A 16,900-nucleotide genomic window follows, 5' to 3' on the forward strand; every position below is an offset into this window, starting at 1 on the left:
CCTTTGCAGAAAAGGCGCCTTACGCGCTCCAGGCCCAGTCGGCGACCTCGGGCAGGTCGGTTCCGTGTTCGCGGATCCATCCGTGGTGCCGGGTGCGGGCATCTGCCATCCGCTGGCGTACGGCGGCGGCCCGGACAGCGAGGCCCGGCACGCGGTCGATGACGTCCATCACCAGGCGGTAGCGGTCCATGTCGTTGCGGACAACCATGTCGAACGGGGTCGTGGTCGTGCCCATTTCCTTGTAGCCGCGGACATGGAGGTTGCCGTGTCCGGTACGGCTGTAGGCGAGACGGTGGACCAGCCAGGGATAGCCGTGGTAGGCGAAGATCACCGGTTTGTCCGTCGTGAACAGCCCGTCGTACGCGAAGTCGCTCATCCCGTGGGGATGTTCCTCGCGGGGCAGGAGGCGGGTCATGTCGACCACATTGACGACTCGGACGGCGAGTTCGGGCAGGTGGCGCCGCAGCAGGTCGGATGCCGCGAGGATCTCCTGGGTGGGGACGTCGCCCGCGCAGGCAAGGACGACATCGGGTTCGCGGTCCCCATCGGCTGACCCAGCCCAGTCCCAGATTCCGGCGCCGCGGGCGCAATGGGCGCGGGCCTGGTCCATGGAGAGCCAGTCGAAGCAGGGCTGTTTGCCCGCGACGACGACGTTGACGTAGTCCCGGCTGCGCAGGACATGGTCCGCGACGGACAGCAGCGTGTTGGCGTCGGGCGGCAGGTACACCCGTACGACCTCGGGGCTCTTGTTGAGGACGTGATCCACGAAACCGGGGTCCTGGTGCGAGAACCCGTTGTGGTCCTGCCGCCAGACGTGCGACGTCAGCAGGTAGTTGAGCGAGGCGATCGGGGCGCGCCACTCCAGTGTTCGCGAGGTCTTGAGCCACTTGATGTGCTGGTTCACCATCGAGTCGACGATGTGGACGAACGCCTCGTAGCACGAGAACAGTCCGTGTCGGCCGGTGAGGAGGTAGCCCTCCAGCCAGCCCTGGCAGAGGTGTTCGGAGAGGATCTCCATGACGCGGCCGTGTCGGTCCAGGTGCTCGTCCACCGGGAGGCTCTGTGCCTGCCAGGCTTTGCCGCTGGCCTGGTAGACGGCTTCCAGCCGGTTGGAGGCTGTCTCGTCCGGCCCGACCAGACGGAAGTCACGGCGGCCGGAGGTGGCCTCCATGATCCGTTCCAGGAGGCTGCCCAGGACACGGGTGGGCTCGTGCAGGGTGGCACCCGGCTTCTCCACGGGGACGGCGAAGCCGTCGAGGGGCGGGATCGGCAGATCGCGCACGAGTCGGCCGCCGTTGGCGTGCAACGTGGCGCCGAGGCGGCGGTCGCCCTCGGGGACGCACGCAAGGACGTCCGCGCTGGGCCGACCCGCTGAGTCGAAGAGTTCCTCGGGGCGGTAGGAGCGCAGCCAGGCCTCCAACTGCCGCAGGTGATCCGGGTTTTCGCGTACACCGGCCAGGGGGACCTGGTGGGCCCGCCAGGTCCCCTCGACGGGCACGCCGTCGACCTCCGCCGGTCCCGTCCAGCCCTTCGGCGTACGCAGCACGATCACGGGCCAGCGCACCCGCTCGGCCACGCCGCCCGCGCGGGCCGTGCGCTGCATCAGCTCGATGCGATCCAGCGCCCGGTCGAGAGCGTCGGCCATGGCGCGGTGGACCTCGTGCGGGTCGTCGCCGGTGACATGGATCGGCTCGTGCCCGTATCCCCGCAGCAGCTCGTCGAGTTCGGGCTCGGGGATGCGGGACAGTACGGTCGGGTTGGCGATCTTGTAGCCGTTGAGATGGAGGATCGGCAGGACAGCGCCGTCGTGGACCGGGTCGAGGAACTTGTTCGAATGCCAGGACGCGGCGAGCGGACCGGTCTCCGCCTCGCCGTCGCCGATCACGCAGGCGACCAGCAGGTTCGGATTGTCGAAGGCGGCGCCATAGGCGTGAGCGAGTGAGTAGCCGAGTTCACCGCCCTCGTGGATCGACCCGGGCGTCTCGGGCGCCACGTGGCTGGGCACGCCGCCCGGGAACGAGAACTGCCTGAAGAGGCGTTCCATGCCTGTCGCGTCACGCGTGACGTCCGCGTAGGTCTCGCTGTAGCTGCCCTCCAACCAGGAGTTCGCGAGGACCGCGGGACCGCCGTGGCCCGGTCCCCACACACACAGAGCTTCGAGATCACGGGCTTTGATCACGCGGTTGAGGTGGGTGTGGACGAGATTGAGGCCGGGCGACGTTCCCCAGTGGCCGAGCAGGCGCGGCTTGATGTGGGCGGGTGTCAGGGGCTCGGCGAGCAGCGGATTGGCCATGAGGTAGATCTGGCCCACGGCAAGGTAGTTCGCGGCCCGCCAGTGGGCGTCCAGGGTGCGCAGCTCGTCGTCGGTCAGTACCGTGCTGTCCTGGTGTTCGACCTTGGGCATGGTGGCTCCGTAAGTCATCGAGGCAAGTCATCGGGCGGAGGAGGCGGCATGGCCGGCGAGAAGGCCGCGAAGGTGCCGCGCGCGGCGTACGAACGGGAGCTGCTGCGTCTTCAGACGGAGCTGGTGAAGCTTCAGGAGTGGGTGCGCACCGAGGGCGCCCGGCTGGTGGTCGTCTTCGAAGGACGGGACGCGGCAGGCAAGGGCGGCACCATCAAGCGGGTCTCCGAACACCTCAACCCCCGCGTCGCCCGGACCGTCGCTCTCCCCAAGCCGACCGAACGCGAACGCGGCCAGTGGTACTTCCAGCGTTACGTCGAGCAGTTGCCGGCTGCCGGGGAGATCGCGTTGTTCGACCGGAGCTGGTACAACCGCGCCGGTGTCGAGCATGTGATGGGCTTCTGCACCAAGGAGGAGTACCAACTCTTCCTCCGCCAATGCCCCGTATTCGAGCGCATGCTCATCGAGGACGGCATCCTGCTGCGCAAGTACTGGTTCTCGGTGAGCGACGCCGTGCAGCAGGAGCGATTCAGCCGCCGGCTGGAGGATCCGACGCGGCGGTGGAAGCTCTCCCCGATGGATCTCGAGTCGATCAGCCAGTGGGAGGCCTACTCCCGGGCCAAGGACCAGATGCTGGTGCACACCGACACCTCGGACGCGCCGTGGTTCGTGGTGGAGAGCGATGACAAGCGCAGGGCGCGACTGAACATGATCGCCCACCTGTTGGACTCCGTGCCCTACCACGAGGTGCCCCCTCCGGTGCTCGTGCTGCCGCCCCGGCCCCCGTCGACCGGCTACGAACGCCCATCGCGTGACCTGCAGACATACGTCCCCGACCACGCGGCGGGCATCTGAGCCGGACACGTGCTCAGCCCAGCTGTGGAACGACGGCGACGGGACATCGCGAATGGTGCAGGACGGTGTGCGCGACCTGGCCTAGCTGAAGACCGAGGTGGCCCCGGCGCCGCAGGGCACCGACAACCAGCAGGTCGGCCCGCGTCGAGGCATCCAGCAGCACCCTGCGGGCGGGCCCCTCGGCAGTCCGTCGACGCAGTTCCACCGACGGGTACTCCGCCGCGAACTGGCTCAGCGCCGACTCCAGGATCTCCACCGCCCGCTCCTCGTGCAAACGGGCGGGTTCTCCCGCAAGCAGCGGGTGCTCGACCGACTCGTGCGCCGGGCAGCGCCAGGCCCGTACCGCGTCCAGAGCGGCCCCACGACGTTGTGCCTCCTGGAAGGCGAAGCGCACGGCCTCCGAGTTCTGCTGCTCCTCGCCGACTCCGAGAGCGATCGTGTGCAGCATCCCGGTCCTGGCCTGGTTGTCGTGACTGCCGCGCAGCACGAACACGGGGCAGTCGGCGCGGGCGGCCACCGCGAGGCAGACCGAGCCGAGCAGTAGCTCGGCGACACCACTGCGGCCACGCGATCCGAGGACCAGGGCACAGGCGTTCCGCCCTTCGTTCAGGAGAGCGCTGACCGCGTCTTCGGGCAGCACCTCGGTGGTGACCTGCAGATCGCTGTCACGCTGGTGGGCGCGCCGCGCCGCGGTATCAAGAATGTCGTCGGCCAGCACCTGTTCCGAAGGCTTGTCGAGGGTCTCGTCGAGCGCCGCTCCCTCATAGCGCTCCCACAACGACGCGTACACCAGTCGAACCGGCACCCCGCGCAGGACGGCCTCGTCCGCCGCCCAGTCCACCGCGCGCATGCTCGACTCGGAGCCGTCGACACCCACGACCAGGGGGAGCTCCACGGCCTTCACCTACCTTCACCGTCGTTTTCGGAGTCGGTCAGCGCCACGACGCAAGCCCACACCGGTGCTGTTCTCACGAGAATCACTCCTCCCAGGTGATCACTCATGGGGAACCACCGCGACAGGGGCGGTCGCATGGTGCAGTACGGCGTGGGTGACCAGCCCGATGTGGGTGCCGAGCGCAGAGCGGGGGCCACGACGGCCCACAACCACAAGGGAGGCGTTGCGAGAGGCCTCGACCAGGTCGTCGGGCGCATCGCCACGTCGGCATCGTCACCACCTTCGTGAGGAGGCCACCGCCACTGCCCCGGGGCATGGCGGTCCTCCCGCCACCGGACCTTTCCTCCATTCTCCGCGCCGTCGTCACGCAGCCGCACGTCGAACCATCCGCCGATGACGACACGGCCGCCACGGCGACGACGTGACCGTGGTCATTGGTCGACCGGGACCACATAACCCGCCGCCGGGGGGACGTCTTCCCCCCTCACGCCGGGGACGCTGCCGGCCTGGCACCGCATGCTGATCGCCGCCAAGTGGGACCACTCCGACCACACCCGCAACAGATTATCGATCAGTACGAGACCGACATCATCGCCGACCGGGAGGACCTCGCCTGACAAGTGCCATTCGTGAAGAGTGCCGACGGAGCGGGATGGAGATGCGGCAATCGTGGGAACCGCACAAACACCCCTTCAAGTCGGCGACGCTCCGCAAGGAATCGCGCTTCATGGGGATGAGCGCCTGCGCTCTGCGTTGGGGCACCCGATCAAGGGCCCTGAAACAGGAGCTCAGATGGTCGGGCGTCGACCGGGTCTCTGTGCCGACAGGAACCTGACGTGGCGTCAAGAAAGTCAGCATTGGGTCAGCATAAGTCTGATGAGAACTGCCCACGGTTGACGAAACCTGTGACTCGCGAACATGGAGTCACAGTCCCGGAGGAACGTTTGCGATCGCGGCGACGCGGAGCCGGGCGAGTCGACTACGCCGTACGCCCGGCCCTGCATAGGTCACGCCGCAAAGAGGCAGTTCAACGCACCCGGCCTCGGGGTTTAAGCGGCACAGGCGGCAGCTCGGGCGCAGCCAACGGGCCCCCGTCGTACCCCTTTACTTCCCCAAATCTCGACCCGCCCATCCAGTCCTCCCGGGCCTGACTGATATCGTCCTGCGATCTGCCGATGAAGTTCCACCACATAGCCGGTGTTTCGCTGCTTTGCGCAGGTCAGAGGCATCTCGCTCCTCGGGCGGTCAGCAAACCGTCAGCATCGGACCTGAGGAGTCGGCGACACGATGGCGAGCAAGACCCTGGCGCACGGCATGGGCGCCTTCTTCAAGGACTGCGATCACGCCCAGTCGAGATGGCCCAAGTGCCCGCACCTCTACAAGATCCAATTCCGCAACGCCGCTGGGAAGCAGACCGTCGAGTCCGGGGTTCGAGACCGATGTCGCGGCGATCACACGCTTGACAGATATCTACAACGCGAAGAGAGCCGCCCCCAGCCGCGCGAGCAAGGCGGTTCGTGTTCCGAAGTACGGGGCAATGCGGTTCGAGGAGTATGTGAAGGAGTGGCGGTAGAGCCAGCGTCATCTGGAGGGCTCCTCGCTGCGGCATCTGGACTCGCTGCTGGAGCACCACATCCTCCCGGCGCTGGGGAGCCGGCGGATGGAGGCGTTCGACCACAAGGTCGTGGACGGGTTCATCAAGACGGTGACTCCACCCACGACTAAAGTCGCGGGCTTCCTGCGTCGGTGGCTAAGCCTCCGCGCAGAGGGCCAGCCCGGCCCTGTGCTCGACGTTCAGTGCGCCCACGATGTCGGCGTTCTCTACGAACCCGCACTTGACGCACTCGAACTTCGCTTGGGTGACGCGGTTCTCCTTGGCGACGTGCCCGCATCCTCCGGCGGAGGGTGGGCAGGTGCGGGAGGTGTTGCGGGCGTCCACCGGGATCACTCGGCGACCGGCACTCTCAGCCTTGTTCGCCAGGATTGCGAGGAACAGCCCCCAACTCGCGTCGAGGATGCTCTTGTTCAGTCCGGCCTTCGCGGCGGCACCGTTCGGGAGGAACACACCGTCCTGGTCTGGGTCGGGCTTGGGTGCGGGCGTCTTGGTCATGCCCGCCGTGTTCAGCGCCTCGTGCCCGATCACATCGTTGTCACGGACCAGGTCGAGGGCGCGCTTGTGGTGGTGGTCGAGACGCTGCCGCCGGATCTTCGCGTGGATCTTCGCCACCCGCCGGGCGGCGGCCCGGTGCTTCTTCGTGCGGCGGCCGGTCTTCTTCGGGAAGGTTTCCAGGACGCGTTGAGCGGCTGCCAGCTCATCGGCGGACGCCCGCAGGAAGCGCGGGTTGGGAACGTGCTCGCCCTGCGACGTGGTCAGGAAGTGGGTGATGCCCATGTCGATACCGACGATCGCCCCGGTGGCCGGGAGCGGTTCGGCGGGGACCTGGTCGCAGGTGATGACCACGTACCACTTATGTCCCTCGCGCTTGACGCTGAGCGTCTTCACCCGGCCCCGTACGGGGCGGTGCTGGTGCACGCGGACATGCCCGACGCCTTGCAGCCGTACGCGGGTCTGGGTGTCGTCAGGGGTGGAATCCCACCGGCAGCCGTCGCCGTCCTTGGGGAACGTGACGGTGTCGAAGTGCCCGACGCCCTTGAAGCGCGGGTACCCGGCCTTCGGTGCCAGGTCCCTCGGCACCCCACGGGCAAGCGCGGCCTTGCGCTGGTGCGCCCGCTTGAAGAACGCGACGAACGCCACGTTCAACCGGCGCAAGGTGGACTGCTGGCTGGAGAACGACCAGCGTCCCTGACGCTCCGGGTCGAACGTGCGGATGTCCTTGAGCTGCGCCGACTGGTCCCCGTACTTGATCTTCGTCTGGGACGAGTGCGCGTAGGCGTCGCGGCGCTCCTGGAGCGCGCCGTTGTAGAGGCAACAGTGGGCGGCGAGCATCGCGCGCAACGACGCTTCCTGACCGGCCGTGGGGCGAAGAAGGAACTTGTACGCCCGTATCACGAGGCGTCCTCCTTCTCCTTCTTCGAGGGGCGCTCCCACTGGGTGTTGATGTATTTCTCCACCGTTGCCGCCGATACCGCGCCGGCCGAGGCTGCGAAGTACGACGACGACCACAGCGTGGGCATCCGCGACTTCAGGTGCGCGAACTCCGAGCGAAGGATGCGGGAGGTGAAGCCCTTGAACTGGTTCGCGACGTACGAGGCCGACGATTTGGGGTCGTGCTTGACGAACAGGTGCACGTGGTCGGGCATCACCTCAAGAGCGATGATCTCCCACCCGCGCTCGTCTGCCTTCTGCCGGATCAGCTCGTCCAGGCGTTCCGCGACCCTGCCGCCGAGGACCGGACGGCGGTACTTCGGGCACCACACCACGTGGAGCCCGAGGTCGTACACGCCGCCGGAGAATCGGCGAACCTTCCTGGTCACAGTCACACGATCAATATACAGGCGCCGCAGGTCTAGTGCGGCAGGAAAGGCGGTTCAGGTGGACAGTGCAGATCCGTGCACACAGTTGAGGTCAGAGCAGGGCTCAGAAGCCATTCCCCACCCCGCTAAAGCGGGGCGTCCCCTGGCTAGGTTCTGATGGAATACAAGATCGCCTACGAAGGTTGCGGCAGACGTCGGACATTGATCCACCTGGTAGCGGGAGACAGCTCATGAGCTTCAGGGACAGCAGCACGCAAGCATCCGCGATCGGCAGGTACGGCCTGTGGAACACCGGGCTGCGCGACCCAGACCCTTCTCGGGCGGCCGAACTCGCCGAAACCGCAGCGGAGTTGGAACAGCTCGGCTACGGCGCGCTCTGGCTCGGCGGCAGCAGCGGCATCGAACACGCCGCCCCGCTGATCGAGGCCACCTCGAAGATCACGGTCGCGACCGGCATCCTCAGCATCTGGCAGCACGAGGCGCAGGAGACCGCCGACCGCTGGGCCGCCCTGGAGGCCGCCCACCCCTGCCGGTTCCTGCTCGGCCTCGGCGTGAGCCACGCGAAGCTCACCGCGCAGTACAAGCGTCCGTTCGCCGCCATGGTCGACTACCTCGACGCGCTGGACGCCGCGGGGATCCCGGCCGACCGCCGCGTGCTGGCCGCGCTCGGCCCGCGCATGCTGGAGCTCTCCCGGGACCGCGCCGCCGGCGCCCACCCGTATCTGGTCACCCCGGAGCACACCGCGCAGGCCCGTGAGGCGCTCGGCCAGGGGCCGCTGCTCGCGCCGGAGTTCACCGTGGTCCTGGAGGCCGACCCGGACCGCGCCCGGGCGACCGCCCGCGAGACGCTTGCGCTCTATCTGCAGCTGGCCAACTACACCAACAGCTGGCTGCGTCTTGGCTTCACCGAGAACGACTTCGCGTACGGCGGCAGCGACCGGCTCGTCGACGCCCTCTTCGGCTGGGGTGACGAGCAGCGGGTGCGCGAGCAGATCGACGCCTTCCTGGACGCGGGCGCGGACCACGTCGCCATCCAGGTGCTGGCCCCGGGCGAGGACCGGGCCGGCCTGCCCCGCGAGCAGTGGCGGCGGCTGGCGGCGGCACTGGAGCTCTGAGGCCAGGGTCGTGAGATCCGCGCGCACAATCCTGTGCCTCCCAGGCCTGCCCCTGTCGCACGCCCAATGCGCCGCGCACCCTCATACGGTTGCGGAATGACCGGCGGCAGTGATCTGCCCGGCCACAACCACCGTGAGAAATGAGTGTGTTGAGATGCGAGACATCATTCTGGGCATGTCGGTCTCTCTCGACGTTACCTCGAGGGACCGGGCCGCGACATCAGCTGGCACCGGGTCGACGAGGAGCTGCACCGGTACTTCAACGCGGAGCTCGCCGAGATGAGCGCCTTCATGGACGGGCGGGTCACCCATGAGCTGATGGTGTCGGTCTGGCCGACCGCCGACGCCGACCCGGACTGCGGCGAGACGATGGCCGAGTTCGGCGGCATCTGGCGGAACATGCCCAAGATCGTGTTCTCCAGGACGCTGGAGAACACCGCGGAGAACACCGACTGGAACACGACGATCGTGCGGGACGTCGTCGTGGAGGACATCCTGGCGCTCAAGGCGCAGCCCGGCGGGGACATGTCACTCGGCGGGGCCGGTCTCGCTGCGACGTTCATGGAGCTCGACCTGGTCGACGAGTTCCGCGTATACGTCCATCCGGTACTGATCGGGGGCGGGAAGCCGCTGTTCCCGGCGGCGGGCCGCGCGGTCGCGCTCCGGCTCATGGAGACCCGGACGTTCGGGAACGGGGTCGTCATGCTGCGCTACCGGCGCGCGGCGGAGGCGGCCTCGTAAGTCACCCGTACCGCGGATACGGGACCGCCCCGGTCGGCTGATGCCGACCGGGGCGGAACACGTCAGACCGGGAGTGCTCAGGCGAGCGACGCGATGGCCTGGTTGAACGTGGCCGACGGGCGCATGATCGCCGCGGCCTTGGTGGCGTCGGGCTGGTAGTAGCCGCCGATGTCGGCCGGGTTGCCCTGGACCGCGATCAGCTCGTCGACGATCGTCTGCTCCTGCTCGCCGAGGGTCTTGGCGAGCGGCGCGAACGCCTCGGCGAGCTGGGCGTCGTCGGTCTGCTTGGCCAGCTCCTGCGCCCAGTACAGGGAGAGGTAGAAGTGGCTGCCGCGGTTGTCGATGCCGCCCAGCTTGCGGCTCGGCGACTTGTCCTCGTTGAGGAAGGTGCCGGTCGCGCGGTCGAGGGTCTCGCCCAGGACCTTGGCGCGGGCGTTGCCCGTGGTGGTCGCGAGGTGCTCGAAGGAGACGGCGAGGGCGAGGAACTCACCGAGGCTGTCCCAGCGCAGGTAGTTCTCCTTGACGAGCTGCTGGACGTGCTTCGGGGCGGAGCCGCCGGCGCCCGTCTCGAACAGACCGCCGCCGTTCATCAGCGGGACGACGGAGAGCATCTTCGCGCTCGTGCCCAGCTCGAGGATCGGGAAGAGGTCGGTCAGGTAGTCGCGCAGCACGTTGCCGGTGACGGAGATGGTGTCCTCGCCGCGGCGGATGCGCTCCAGGGAGAAAGCGGTCGCCTCGACCGGCGACATGATCTCGATCTGCAGACCGTCCGTGTCGTGGTCGGCCAGGTACGTCTTGACCTTCTCGATGAGCGTCGCATCGTGCGCGCGGCCCTCGTCGAGCCAGAACACGGCCGGGTTGCCGGTCGCGCGGGCGCGGGTGACGGCGAGCTTGACCCAGTCCTGGATCGGCAGGTCCTTGGTCTGGCAGGCGCGGAAGATGTCGCCCTCGGCGACCTCCTGCTCCAGGACCACGTTGCCCGCGGCGTCCACGAGGCGGACGGTGCCCGCGGCCTGGATCTCGAAGGTCTTGTCGTGGCTGCCGTACTCCTCGGCCTTCTGCGCCATGAGGCCGACGTTCGGCACCGAGCCCATGGTGGACGGGTCGAAGGCGCCGTTGGCGCGGCAGTCGTCGAGGACGACCTGGTAGACGCCGGAGTAGCTGCTGTCGGGCAGCACCGCGAGGGTGTCGGCCTCCTCGCCGTCCGGGCCCCACATGTGGCCGGAGGTGCGGATCATGGCCGGCATGGACGCGTCGACGATGACGTCGGACGGTACGTGCAGGTTGGTGATGCCCTTGTCGGAGTCGACCATGGCGAGGGCGGGGCCCTCGGCGATCTCGGCCTCGAAGGACGCCTTGATCTCGGCGCCCAGGTGGGGCACGGAGTCCAGGCCCTTGAGGATGGTGCCGAGGCCGTCGTTCGGGGACAGGCCGGCGGCGACGAGCGCCTCGCCGTACTTCGCGAACGTCTTCGGGAAGAAGGCGCGCACGACGTGGCCGAAGATGATCGGGTCGGAGACCTTCATCATCGTGGCCTTGAGGTGCACGGAGAACAGGACGTCCTCGGCCTTGGCCTTGGCGATCTGCGCCGTGAGGAACTCGCGCAGCGCGGCGACGCGCATGACGGAGGCGTCGACGACCTCGCCGGCGAGCACCGGGACGGACTCGCGCAGGACGGTGGTGGTGCCGTCGGCCGCCGCCAGCTCGATGCGCAGGGTGCCGGGCTCGGCGATGACTGCGGACTTCTCGGTGGAGCGGAAGTCGTTGACGCCCATGGTGGCGACGTTGGTCTTCGACTCCGGCGTCCACTTGCCCATGCGGTGGGGGTGCGCCTTGGCGTAGTTCTTGACCGACGCGGGGGCGCGGCGGTCGGAGTTGCCCTCACGCAGGACCGGGTTGACGGCGCTGCCCTTGACCTTGTCGTAACGGGCGCGGACGTCCTTGTCCTCGTCGGTCTGCGGGTCGTCCGGGTAGTCCGGCAGCGCGTAGCCCTGACCCTGCAGCTCGGCGATGGCCGCCTTCAGCTGCGGGATGGAGGCCGAGATGTTCGGCAGCTTGATGATGTTCGCGCCCGGCGTCTTGGCCAGCTCGCCGAGCTCGGCGAGCGCGTCGTCGATGCGCTGGCCCTCCGCGAGGCGCTCCGGGAAGCTGGCGATGATCCGCCCGGCCAGCGAGATGTCGCGGCTCTCCACACGGACGCCGGCGGTCGAGGCGTAGGCCTCGACCACGGGCAGGAACGAATACGTCGCGAGGGCCGGGGCCTCGTCGGTGTGCGTATAGATGATGGTCGAGTCAGTCACCGGGTGCTCCGCTCCACAGTCTGCGTCTCTCGTCTGCAACATTGCTCGACATCAAGATATCTCCTGACCGACCCCCTCTCGACAGGACCCCGCACCGGATCCCGCACCGGATCCTGAGCCGCTCCCCGGGTGCGCTCCACTGGCCCGTACAATCCCGGATCCACTGGACCATTGGTACAGTCGTCCGGCGATCACCGCCCCGCGAAGGAGGCCGCAGCCCATGACCGTGGACGAGTTGGACACCCGCATCCTGCGCCTCCTCCTGGAGCAGCCGCGTACGAGTGTGCGTGAGTACGCCCGCATTCTCGGCGTGGCCCGCGGCACGCTCCAGGCGCGGCTCGACCGGCTGGAGCGCGACGGGGTGATCACCGGCACCGGCCCGGCCCTCTCCCCCGCGGCCCTCGGCCACCCGGTCCTCGCGTTCGTCCACATCGAGGTCACGCAGGGCCATCTCGAAGACGTGGGCGACGCGCTCGCCGGCGTGCCGGAGATCATCGAGGCCTTCTCGATCACCGGCGGAGGAGACCTCCTGACCCGCGTCGCGGCTCGCGACAACGGCCATCTGGAGGACATCATCCAGCAGCTCAACCGGCTGCCCGGCGTGGTCCGCACCCGTACCGAGGTGGCGCTGCGCGAGCGGGTGCCGCACCGGATCCTGCCGCTCGTCGAGGCGATCGGCCGGGCCGCCGCCGAGCGCCGGTGACCGCCGCCTTGGCATCCTGGAGCGCATGAGCACCCTGGGCAGCACCGCGGTCGTCCTCGACCTCGACGGAACCCTCGTGGACAGCGAGCCGAACTACTTCGAGGCGAGCCGGCGCACCCTCGCCGAGCACGGCGTCCCGGACTTCACCTGGCAGGAACACGAGTCGTACGTCGGCATCAGCACCCAGGAGACCATCGAGATCCTGCGCCAGAAGTACGGCATCCAGACCACGCTCGACGCGCTGCTCACGGAGATGAACACCCGCTATCTGGCGCTCGCGCGCGTCGGCACGCCGGTCTATCCGCAGATGCGGAAGCTCGTGGAGCGGCTGCACGACGCGGGGGTCCCGATGGCCGTCGCGTCCGGATCGTCGCCCGAGGCCATCGACGCGATCCTGTCGGGTACGGGCCTGGCCGCACACTTGAGGATCTACGTCTCCGCGGACGAGGTCGCCCACGGCAAGCCCGCGCCCGACGTGTTCCTGGAGGCTGCGCGCAGGCTCGGCACGATGCCCGCGCACTGCACGGTGATGGAGGACGCGATTCCGGGAGCGGCGGCCGCGTATGCCGCCGGGATGCGCTGCATCGCGATCCCGTACGTGGCCGCGCAGGCCGACGATCCCGCGTTCGCCACGGCGGGGCTGCTGTTCCGGGGCGGCCAGCGGGAGTTCACGGCGGAGGCAGCGTACGACTGGCTGGCGAGGACGGCGACTGCGGGCATGTGACCGCCCGTGCGTCGTGGGCGGCACCTGAAGTCTCTGGACGAACAGTCCAGCTCTTTATAAACTGTCAGCATGTCCGAACCCGGTCACACCCATCTCATGGAGCAGCTCCAGCAGGTCGCCAAGGGGCTCGCGGCCACGTTCGCACCGTTCTGCGAGGTCGTCGTGCACGATCTCGACGACCCGGACCACGCGATCGTCGCCATCGAGAACAACCTGTCGGGCCGTTCCGTGGGCGACCCCGCCACCGAACTCGGGCTCGCACGTCTGGCCGACGACGCGTACCCACAGGTCGTGGCGAACTATCCGAACCGGTTCGCCGACGGCCGCCGGGTCAAGAGCACGTCGATCGGCATCAAGGACGAGCGGGGCCACTACGCCGGCGCGCTCTGCCTGAACATCGACATGACCGTCTTCGACGGCATCGGCACCGTGCTCGACCACTTCGGCCGCTCCGACGGCGCCGCCGCCCCCGCCGAGTCCCTCGACCCGGCGAACGGCGACGCCATCCGCGCCCGCATCGACGCGTTCGCCGCCGACCGCGCGACCACTCCGCGCGCCCTGCGGACGACCCAACGCCGGGAACTCGTACGGGAGTTGAAGGCCCAGGGCTTCATGGAAGTACGCCGGTCGGCAGGCATCGTCGCGGACCACCTGGGTGTGTCGAGGGCGACGGTGTACGCGGACGCCAAATAGGCGGATGCCGTATGCCCGAATGCCCAGACGCCCGATACCCGGATGCCCGGATGCCACATGATCAGCTGCCGATTGAGAGGAAGCCCCCCCATGGCCGACCTGACGCCGTCCGACCTGCCGACCTACGAGGACGTCGTGCGCGCGCACGAGCGCGTCGCCCCGCACGCCCACCGCACACCCGTGCTCACCTCGCGCCTCACCGACGCCGAACTCGGCGCCTCGCTCCACTTCAAGTGCGAGAACTTCCAGCGCATGGGCGCCTTCAAGTTCCGCGGCGCGTTCAACGCGCTGTCCAGGTTCTCGCCGGAGCAGCGCCGCGCCGGCGTCGTCGCCTACTCGTCCGGCAACCACGCACAGGCCGTGGCCTTGTCCGCCGCCATCCTGGAAATGCCCGCGACCATCGTCATGCCGCACGACGCCCCCGCGGCCAAGCTGGCCGCCACCAAGGGGTACGGCGCGGAGGTCGTGATGTACGACCGTTACACGGAGAACGTCGAGGAGATCGGGCACCGGGTCGCCGCCGAGCGGGGCCTGACGCTGATCCCGCCGTACGACCACCCGGACGTGATGGCGGGTCAGGGCACCGCGGCCAAGGAACTGTTCGAGGAGGTCGGTGAACTCGACGCGCTGTTCGTGCCGTTGGGCGGCGGCGGGCTGCTCTCCGGGTCGATCCTCGCCGCCCGCGCCCTGTCCCCGGGCTGCGCCGTCTACGGCGTCGAGCCCGAGGCGGGCGACGACGGCAGGCAGTCGCTGCGCGAGGGCCGCATCATCGACATCGACACCCCGCAGACCATCGCGGACGGCGCGCAGACGCGGCACCTGGGCAAGCACACCTTCGCCGTCATCAAGGACGGCGTCGACGACATCCTCACCGCCACGGACGACCAACTGGTCGAGTGCATGCGGATCTTCCACACCCGGATGAAGACCGTCGTCGAGCCGACGGGCTGCCTGGGCTTCGCCGCCGCGCGCGCCCTGGCCGGGCAGCTGCGCGGCCGCCGCGTCGGTGTGATCGTCAGCGGCGGCAACGTCGACGTCGCACGCTTCACCGAGCTGCTCCGGCCCTGAGACGCTTCTCGGTTGCACTGCGCACTCAGCAGCACCGCACCCTCAGCAGCTCTGCGCTCTGAGCAGCACTGCGCTCTCAGTACCTCTGCGCCTTGGTGATCTTCGCGGTCAGCTTCATCTCCGGGGGCTTGCGGCTGATGGCCAGGGGCTGGGCCCGCTCGTCGGGGTCGAGGTTCTCCGCGCCGACGTACCGGGTCTCGACGACCTTGCCGTCGGCGTCCTTGAAGTCGACCTGCACGGCGTAGGACGCCTTCTTGTCGGTGCGGTTGGTGATGTTGACGACGACGGCGAACACGCCGCCCGTCTGGGACCGCGGCTTCCCGGTGAGGGCGACATCGGCCATGGCGTTGCCCTGGCCCTCGACCTTCACGAGTTCGCTGGCGGCCGCGGCGTTGGCCCGTTCCACCTCGGCCGACACGGACGCCTCGAACTCGGAGGCCCGGGCCGACGCGGAGCTCGCCGCCGCCGAGGCCTCCGCCTTCGCGGAGGCGACGGCCGACTCGGCGGCCGACGCCATCGCGGAGGGCGGGGTGCCCGAGAAGGAAGCCGTATTGGGGGGTGTAGGGCGCGGGCTGACGCTCGACGAACTGCCGTTGCCGCTGTCCGTGCTGCACGACACGAGGGCCGCGGCGCTTGTCGTGGCAGCGAGCACGGCCAGGACGGCCGTCATGGACCGCCGACGGCGCGACGCTGGCTTCTTCCCGGAGGGACCGGCACTCATTCAGACGTCTCCTTGCATCTATCCGAAAGCTCTGGCTCAGTAGCGCATGATTCCGACGATTCCCGACTCGTCCGGGAGGGTTCCGTCAGGGACGAAGCGCACCTCGGCGCCCGTCTCCAGGGCCCGTTCGACGATCTCGTCGACGATGTCGTCGTGGGCGTCCAGGTCGCCGGGCTCGGCCGGGACCAGGTGGTCGCCGTCCTGCCGGACGGTGGTGCGGAAATGCTCTTCGACGACCAGTGCACGGACCCGCCCGGCGGCGACGTGCTCCCACACCTCGTCCACGCCCGCGGCGAACTCCTTCCAGTCCCGCGCACGCTCGATGTCCGCCATGGTGGCGGCCACACTCTGCTGCTCCTGAGCGGTGACGGCGGGCCGCACCGCCTCACGCACCGCCTCCGCACCGGCGTTCGCGAGTCCGCCGTGGGCCACGGGGACGGCGTGCTCGGTGGCGGTTCCGACCTCGTTCAGCAGGGTGACGGCCGCCTGCTCACCGGCGACGTACAGCCGCGCGGTGGGAGCGAGGGCTTCGTCGAGCGCCGTGTCGACCTGCCGGAGGAACTGGCGGGTCTGCTCGTCGCGGTAGGTGCTCGGCAGGTCCCCGACGCGCTCCTTGCGCTCGGCGTCAGGGTCGTCGAGGCTCCGGGTCAGCGGGAATCCTGCCGTGTGCTGCTCCACGAGGCGCCGCGCGTCACCCTTCCACAGAGCGGCACGGTCCGCCGAGACCGCGAGGACCCAGTAGGGCTGTTCGGCGCTGTACGCGGCGACGAGGTTGCGGGTCAGATACGTGTCGGCGAGCACGACCCGTTCGGGGACGGTGCGCGGCAGCGACCACACGTGGTGCTCGCCCGGCGAGGCGAAGATCGCCAGACCGTCCTCGGCGTGGTCGAGGTCGATCTCCGCGAGCGCCAGATCCAGCTGCTCGACGACGTCCTGGCGGCGCTCCGGGGTCACCGCGGGATCGGCCTCCAGCTCCTTGGCCGCCTCGGCAAGGAGATTGCGCAGCCGGATGGGGTCCTGCGCATTGTCCGGCTTCCGCCGGTGCGTGGGCACGAGGACCGACACCGCCGGATAGTGCCGGGGCCGGCGCAGCGACGCGAGCACGGCGGGGGTCAGTTCGGGCTGCATGGGGGCGCCTTCCCAAAGGCGTGAGGCTTCACAAGGCTTCCTCGATGCACGATATGCCCGAATTTCCGGTTCGGCGCGCGGCGCTACTCCCCTTGGCGCCCCCAACCCTCAATGGGGCATA

14 protein-coding genes and 2 pseudogenes are annotated in these 16,900 nt (G+C 68.9%); 7 read left to right on the plus strand and 9 right to left on the minus strand.

What is annotated here, in order from left to right; translation table 11 throughout:
• Positions 1–19: 19 nt before the first annotated feature.
• The gene (locus ACY0PA_RS07565) at positions 20–2,404 is read right to left on the minus strand and encodes a phosphoketolase family protein (protein ID WP_473083936.1); all 2,385 of its coding nucleotides are present in this window, start codon (positions 2,402–2,404) and stop codon (positions 20–22) included.
• A 48-nt stretch (positions 2,405–2,452) separates the two neighbouring features.
• Here ACY0PA_RS07565 and ppk2 point away from each other — a divergent pair, with 48 nt between their 5' ends.
• The gene (ppk2, locus tag ACY0PA_RS07570; RefSeq protein WP_473083937.1) at positions 2,453–3,256 is read left to right on the plus strand and encodes a polyphosphate kinase 2; all 804 of its coding nucleotides are present in this window, start codon (positions 2,453–2,455) and stop codon (positions 3,254–3,256) included.
• Between the two features lie 13 nt (positions 3,257–3,269).
• On the opposite strand, the gene ACY0PA_RS07575 is transcribed toward ppk2, so the two are convergent.
• The 5 genes and pseudogenes from ACY0PA_RS07575 to tnpA form a co-directional block, all read right to left on the minus strand.
• A complete protein-coding gene (locus ACY0PA_RS07575; RefSeq protein WP_473083938.1) occupies positions 3,270–4,151 on the minus strand; it encodes a universal stress protein in 882 nt (293 codons plus the stop codon).
• Positions 4,152–4,250: 99 nt separating this feature from the next.
• Positions 4,251–4,394, minus strand: a pseudogene (locus ACY0PA_RS07580) (universal stress protein); the annotation flags it as partial.
• 784 nt (positions 4,395–5,178) lie between these two features.
• Positions 5,179–5,343: pseudogene (locus ACY0PA_RS07585) on the minus strand (pirin family protein); the annotation flags it as partial.
• A 558-nt stretch (positions 5,344–5,901) separates the two neighbouring features.
• Positions 5,902–7,161 carry an RNA-guided endonuclease InsQ/TnpB family protein gene (locus tag ACY0PA_RS07590; protein ID WP_473083939.1) on the minus strand — a complete coding sequence of 420 codons (1,260 nt, stop codon included), beginning with the start codon at positions 7,159–7,161 and terminating at the stop codon, positions 5,902–5,904.
• Complete coding sequence (gene tnpA, locus ACY0PA_RS07595) at positions 7,158–7,586, minus strand: IS200/IS605 family transposase (protein WP_473086262.1); 429 nt, start codon at positions 7,584–7,586, stop codon at positions 7,158–7,160. Before tnpA ends, ACY0PA_RS07590 begins: the two co-directional genes overlap by 4 nt.
• A 230-nt stretch (positions 7,587–7,816) precedes the next feature.
• Between tnpA and ACY0PA_RS07600 the strand changes: the two genes are divergently transcribed.
• Both ACY0PA_RS07600 and ACY0PA_RS07605 read left to right on the plus strand, forming a co-directional pair.
• Positions 7,817–8,701 (plus strand): LLM class F420-dependent oxidoreductase, encoded by an 885-nt coding sequence (locus ACY0PA_RS07600; protein WP_473083940.1) that lies wholly within the window; start codon positions 7,817–7,819, stop codon positions 8,699–8,701.
• Positions 8,702–8,947: 246 nt separating this feature from the next.
• Positions 8,948–9,442, plus strand: coding sequence for a dihydrofolate reductase family protein (locus ACY0PA_RS07605; RefSeq protein ID WP_473086263.1), 495 nt, complete (start codon positions 8,948–8,950; stop codon positions 9,440–9,442).
• A gap of 77 nt (positions 9,443–9,519) precedes the next feature.
• Here ACY0PA_RS07605 and ACY0PA_RS07610 read toward each other — a convergent pair whose 3' ends face one another.
• Positions 9,520–11,742 (minus strand): NADP-dependent isocitrate dehydrogenase, encoded by a 2,223-nt coding sequence (locus ACY0PA_RS07610; RefSeq protein WP_473083941.1) that lies wholly within the window; start codon positions 11,740–11,742, stop codon positions 9,520–9,522.
• A 220-nt stretch (positions 11,743–11,962) separates the two neighbouring features.
• Between ACY0PA_RS07610 and ACY0PA_RS07615 the strand changes: the two genes are divergently transcribed.
• The 4 genes from ACY0PA_RS07615 (at position 11,963) to ACY0PA_RS07630 (ending at position 14,930) form a co-directional block, all read left to right on the plus strand.
• On the plus strand, positions 11,963–12,445 hold the full coding sequence (locus ACY0PA_RS07615; protein ID WP_473083942.1) for an Lrp/AsnC family transcriptional regulator: 483 nt from the start codon (positions 11,963–11,965) through the stop codon (positions 12,443–12,445).
• 25 nt (positions 12,446–12,470) lie between these two features.
• Entirely contained in the window at positions 12,471–13,169 is a 699-nt protein-coding gene (locus ACY0PA_RS07620; protein ID WP_473083943.1) for an HAD family hydrolase, read from the plus strand.
• A 69-nt stretch (positions 13,170–13,238) separates the two neighbouring features.
• Complete coding sequence (locus tag ACY0PA_RS07625) at positions 13,239–13,862, plus strand: helix-turn-helix transcriptional regulator (RefSeq protein WP_329576145.1); 624 nt, start codon at positions 13,239–13,241, stop codon at positions 13,860–13,862.
• Positions 13,863–13,952: 90 nt separating this feature from the next.
• Positions 13,953–14,930 carry a threo-3-hydroxy-L-aspartate ammonia-lyase gene (locus tag ACY0PA_RS07630; RefSeq protein ID WP_473083944.1) on the plus strand — a complete coding sequence of 326 codons (978 nt, stop codon included), beginning with the start codon at positions 13,953–13,955 and terminating at the stop codon, positions 14,928–14,930.
• Positions 14,931–15,006: 76 nt separating this feature from the next.
• On the opposite strand, the gene ACY0PA_RS07635 is transcribed toward ACY0PA_RS07630, so the two are convergent.
• Together ACY0PA_RS07635 and ACY0PA_RS07640 are read right to left on the minus strand one after the other, a co-directional pair.
• The gene (locus ACY0PA_RS07635; protein ID WP_473083945.1) at positions 15,007–15,651 is read right to left on the minus strand and encodes a hypothetical protein; all 645 of its coding nucleotides are present in this window, start codon (positions 15,649–15,651) and stop codon (positions 15,007–15,009) included.
• Between the two features lie 36 nt (positions 15,652–15,687).
• Positions 15,688–16,779, minus strand: coding sequence for a baeRF3 domain-containing protein (locus ACY0PA_RS07640; protein ID WP_473083946.1), 1,092 nt, complete (start codon positions 16,777–16,779; stop codon positions 15,688–15,690).
• Positions 16,780–16,900 lie beyond the last annotated feature (121 nt).

The organism is Streptomyces sp. DS1-CR2 (assembly GCF_055760475.1).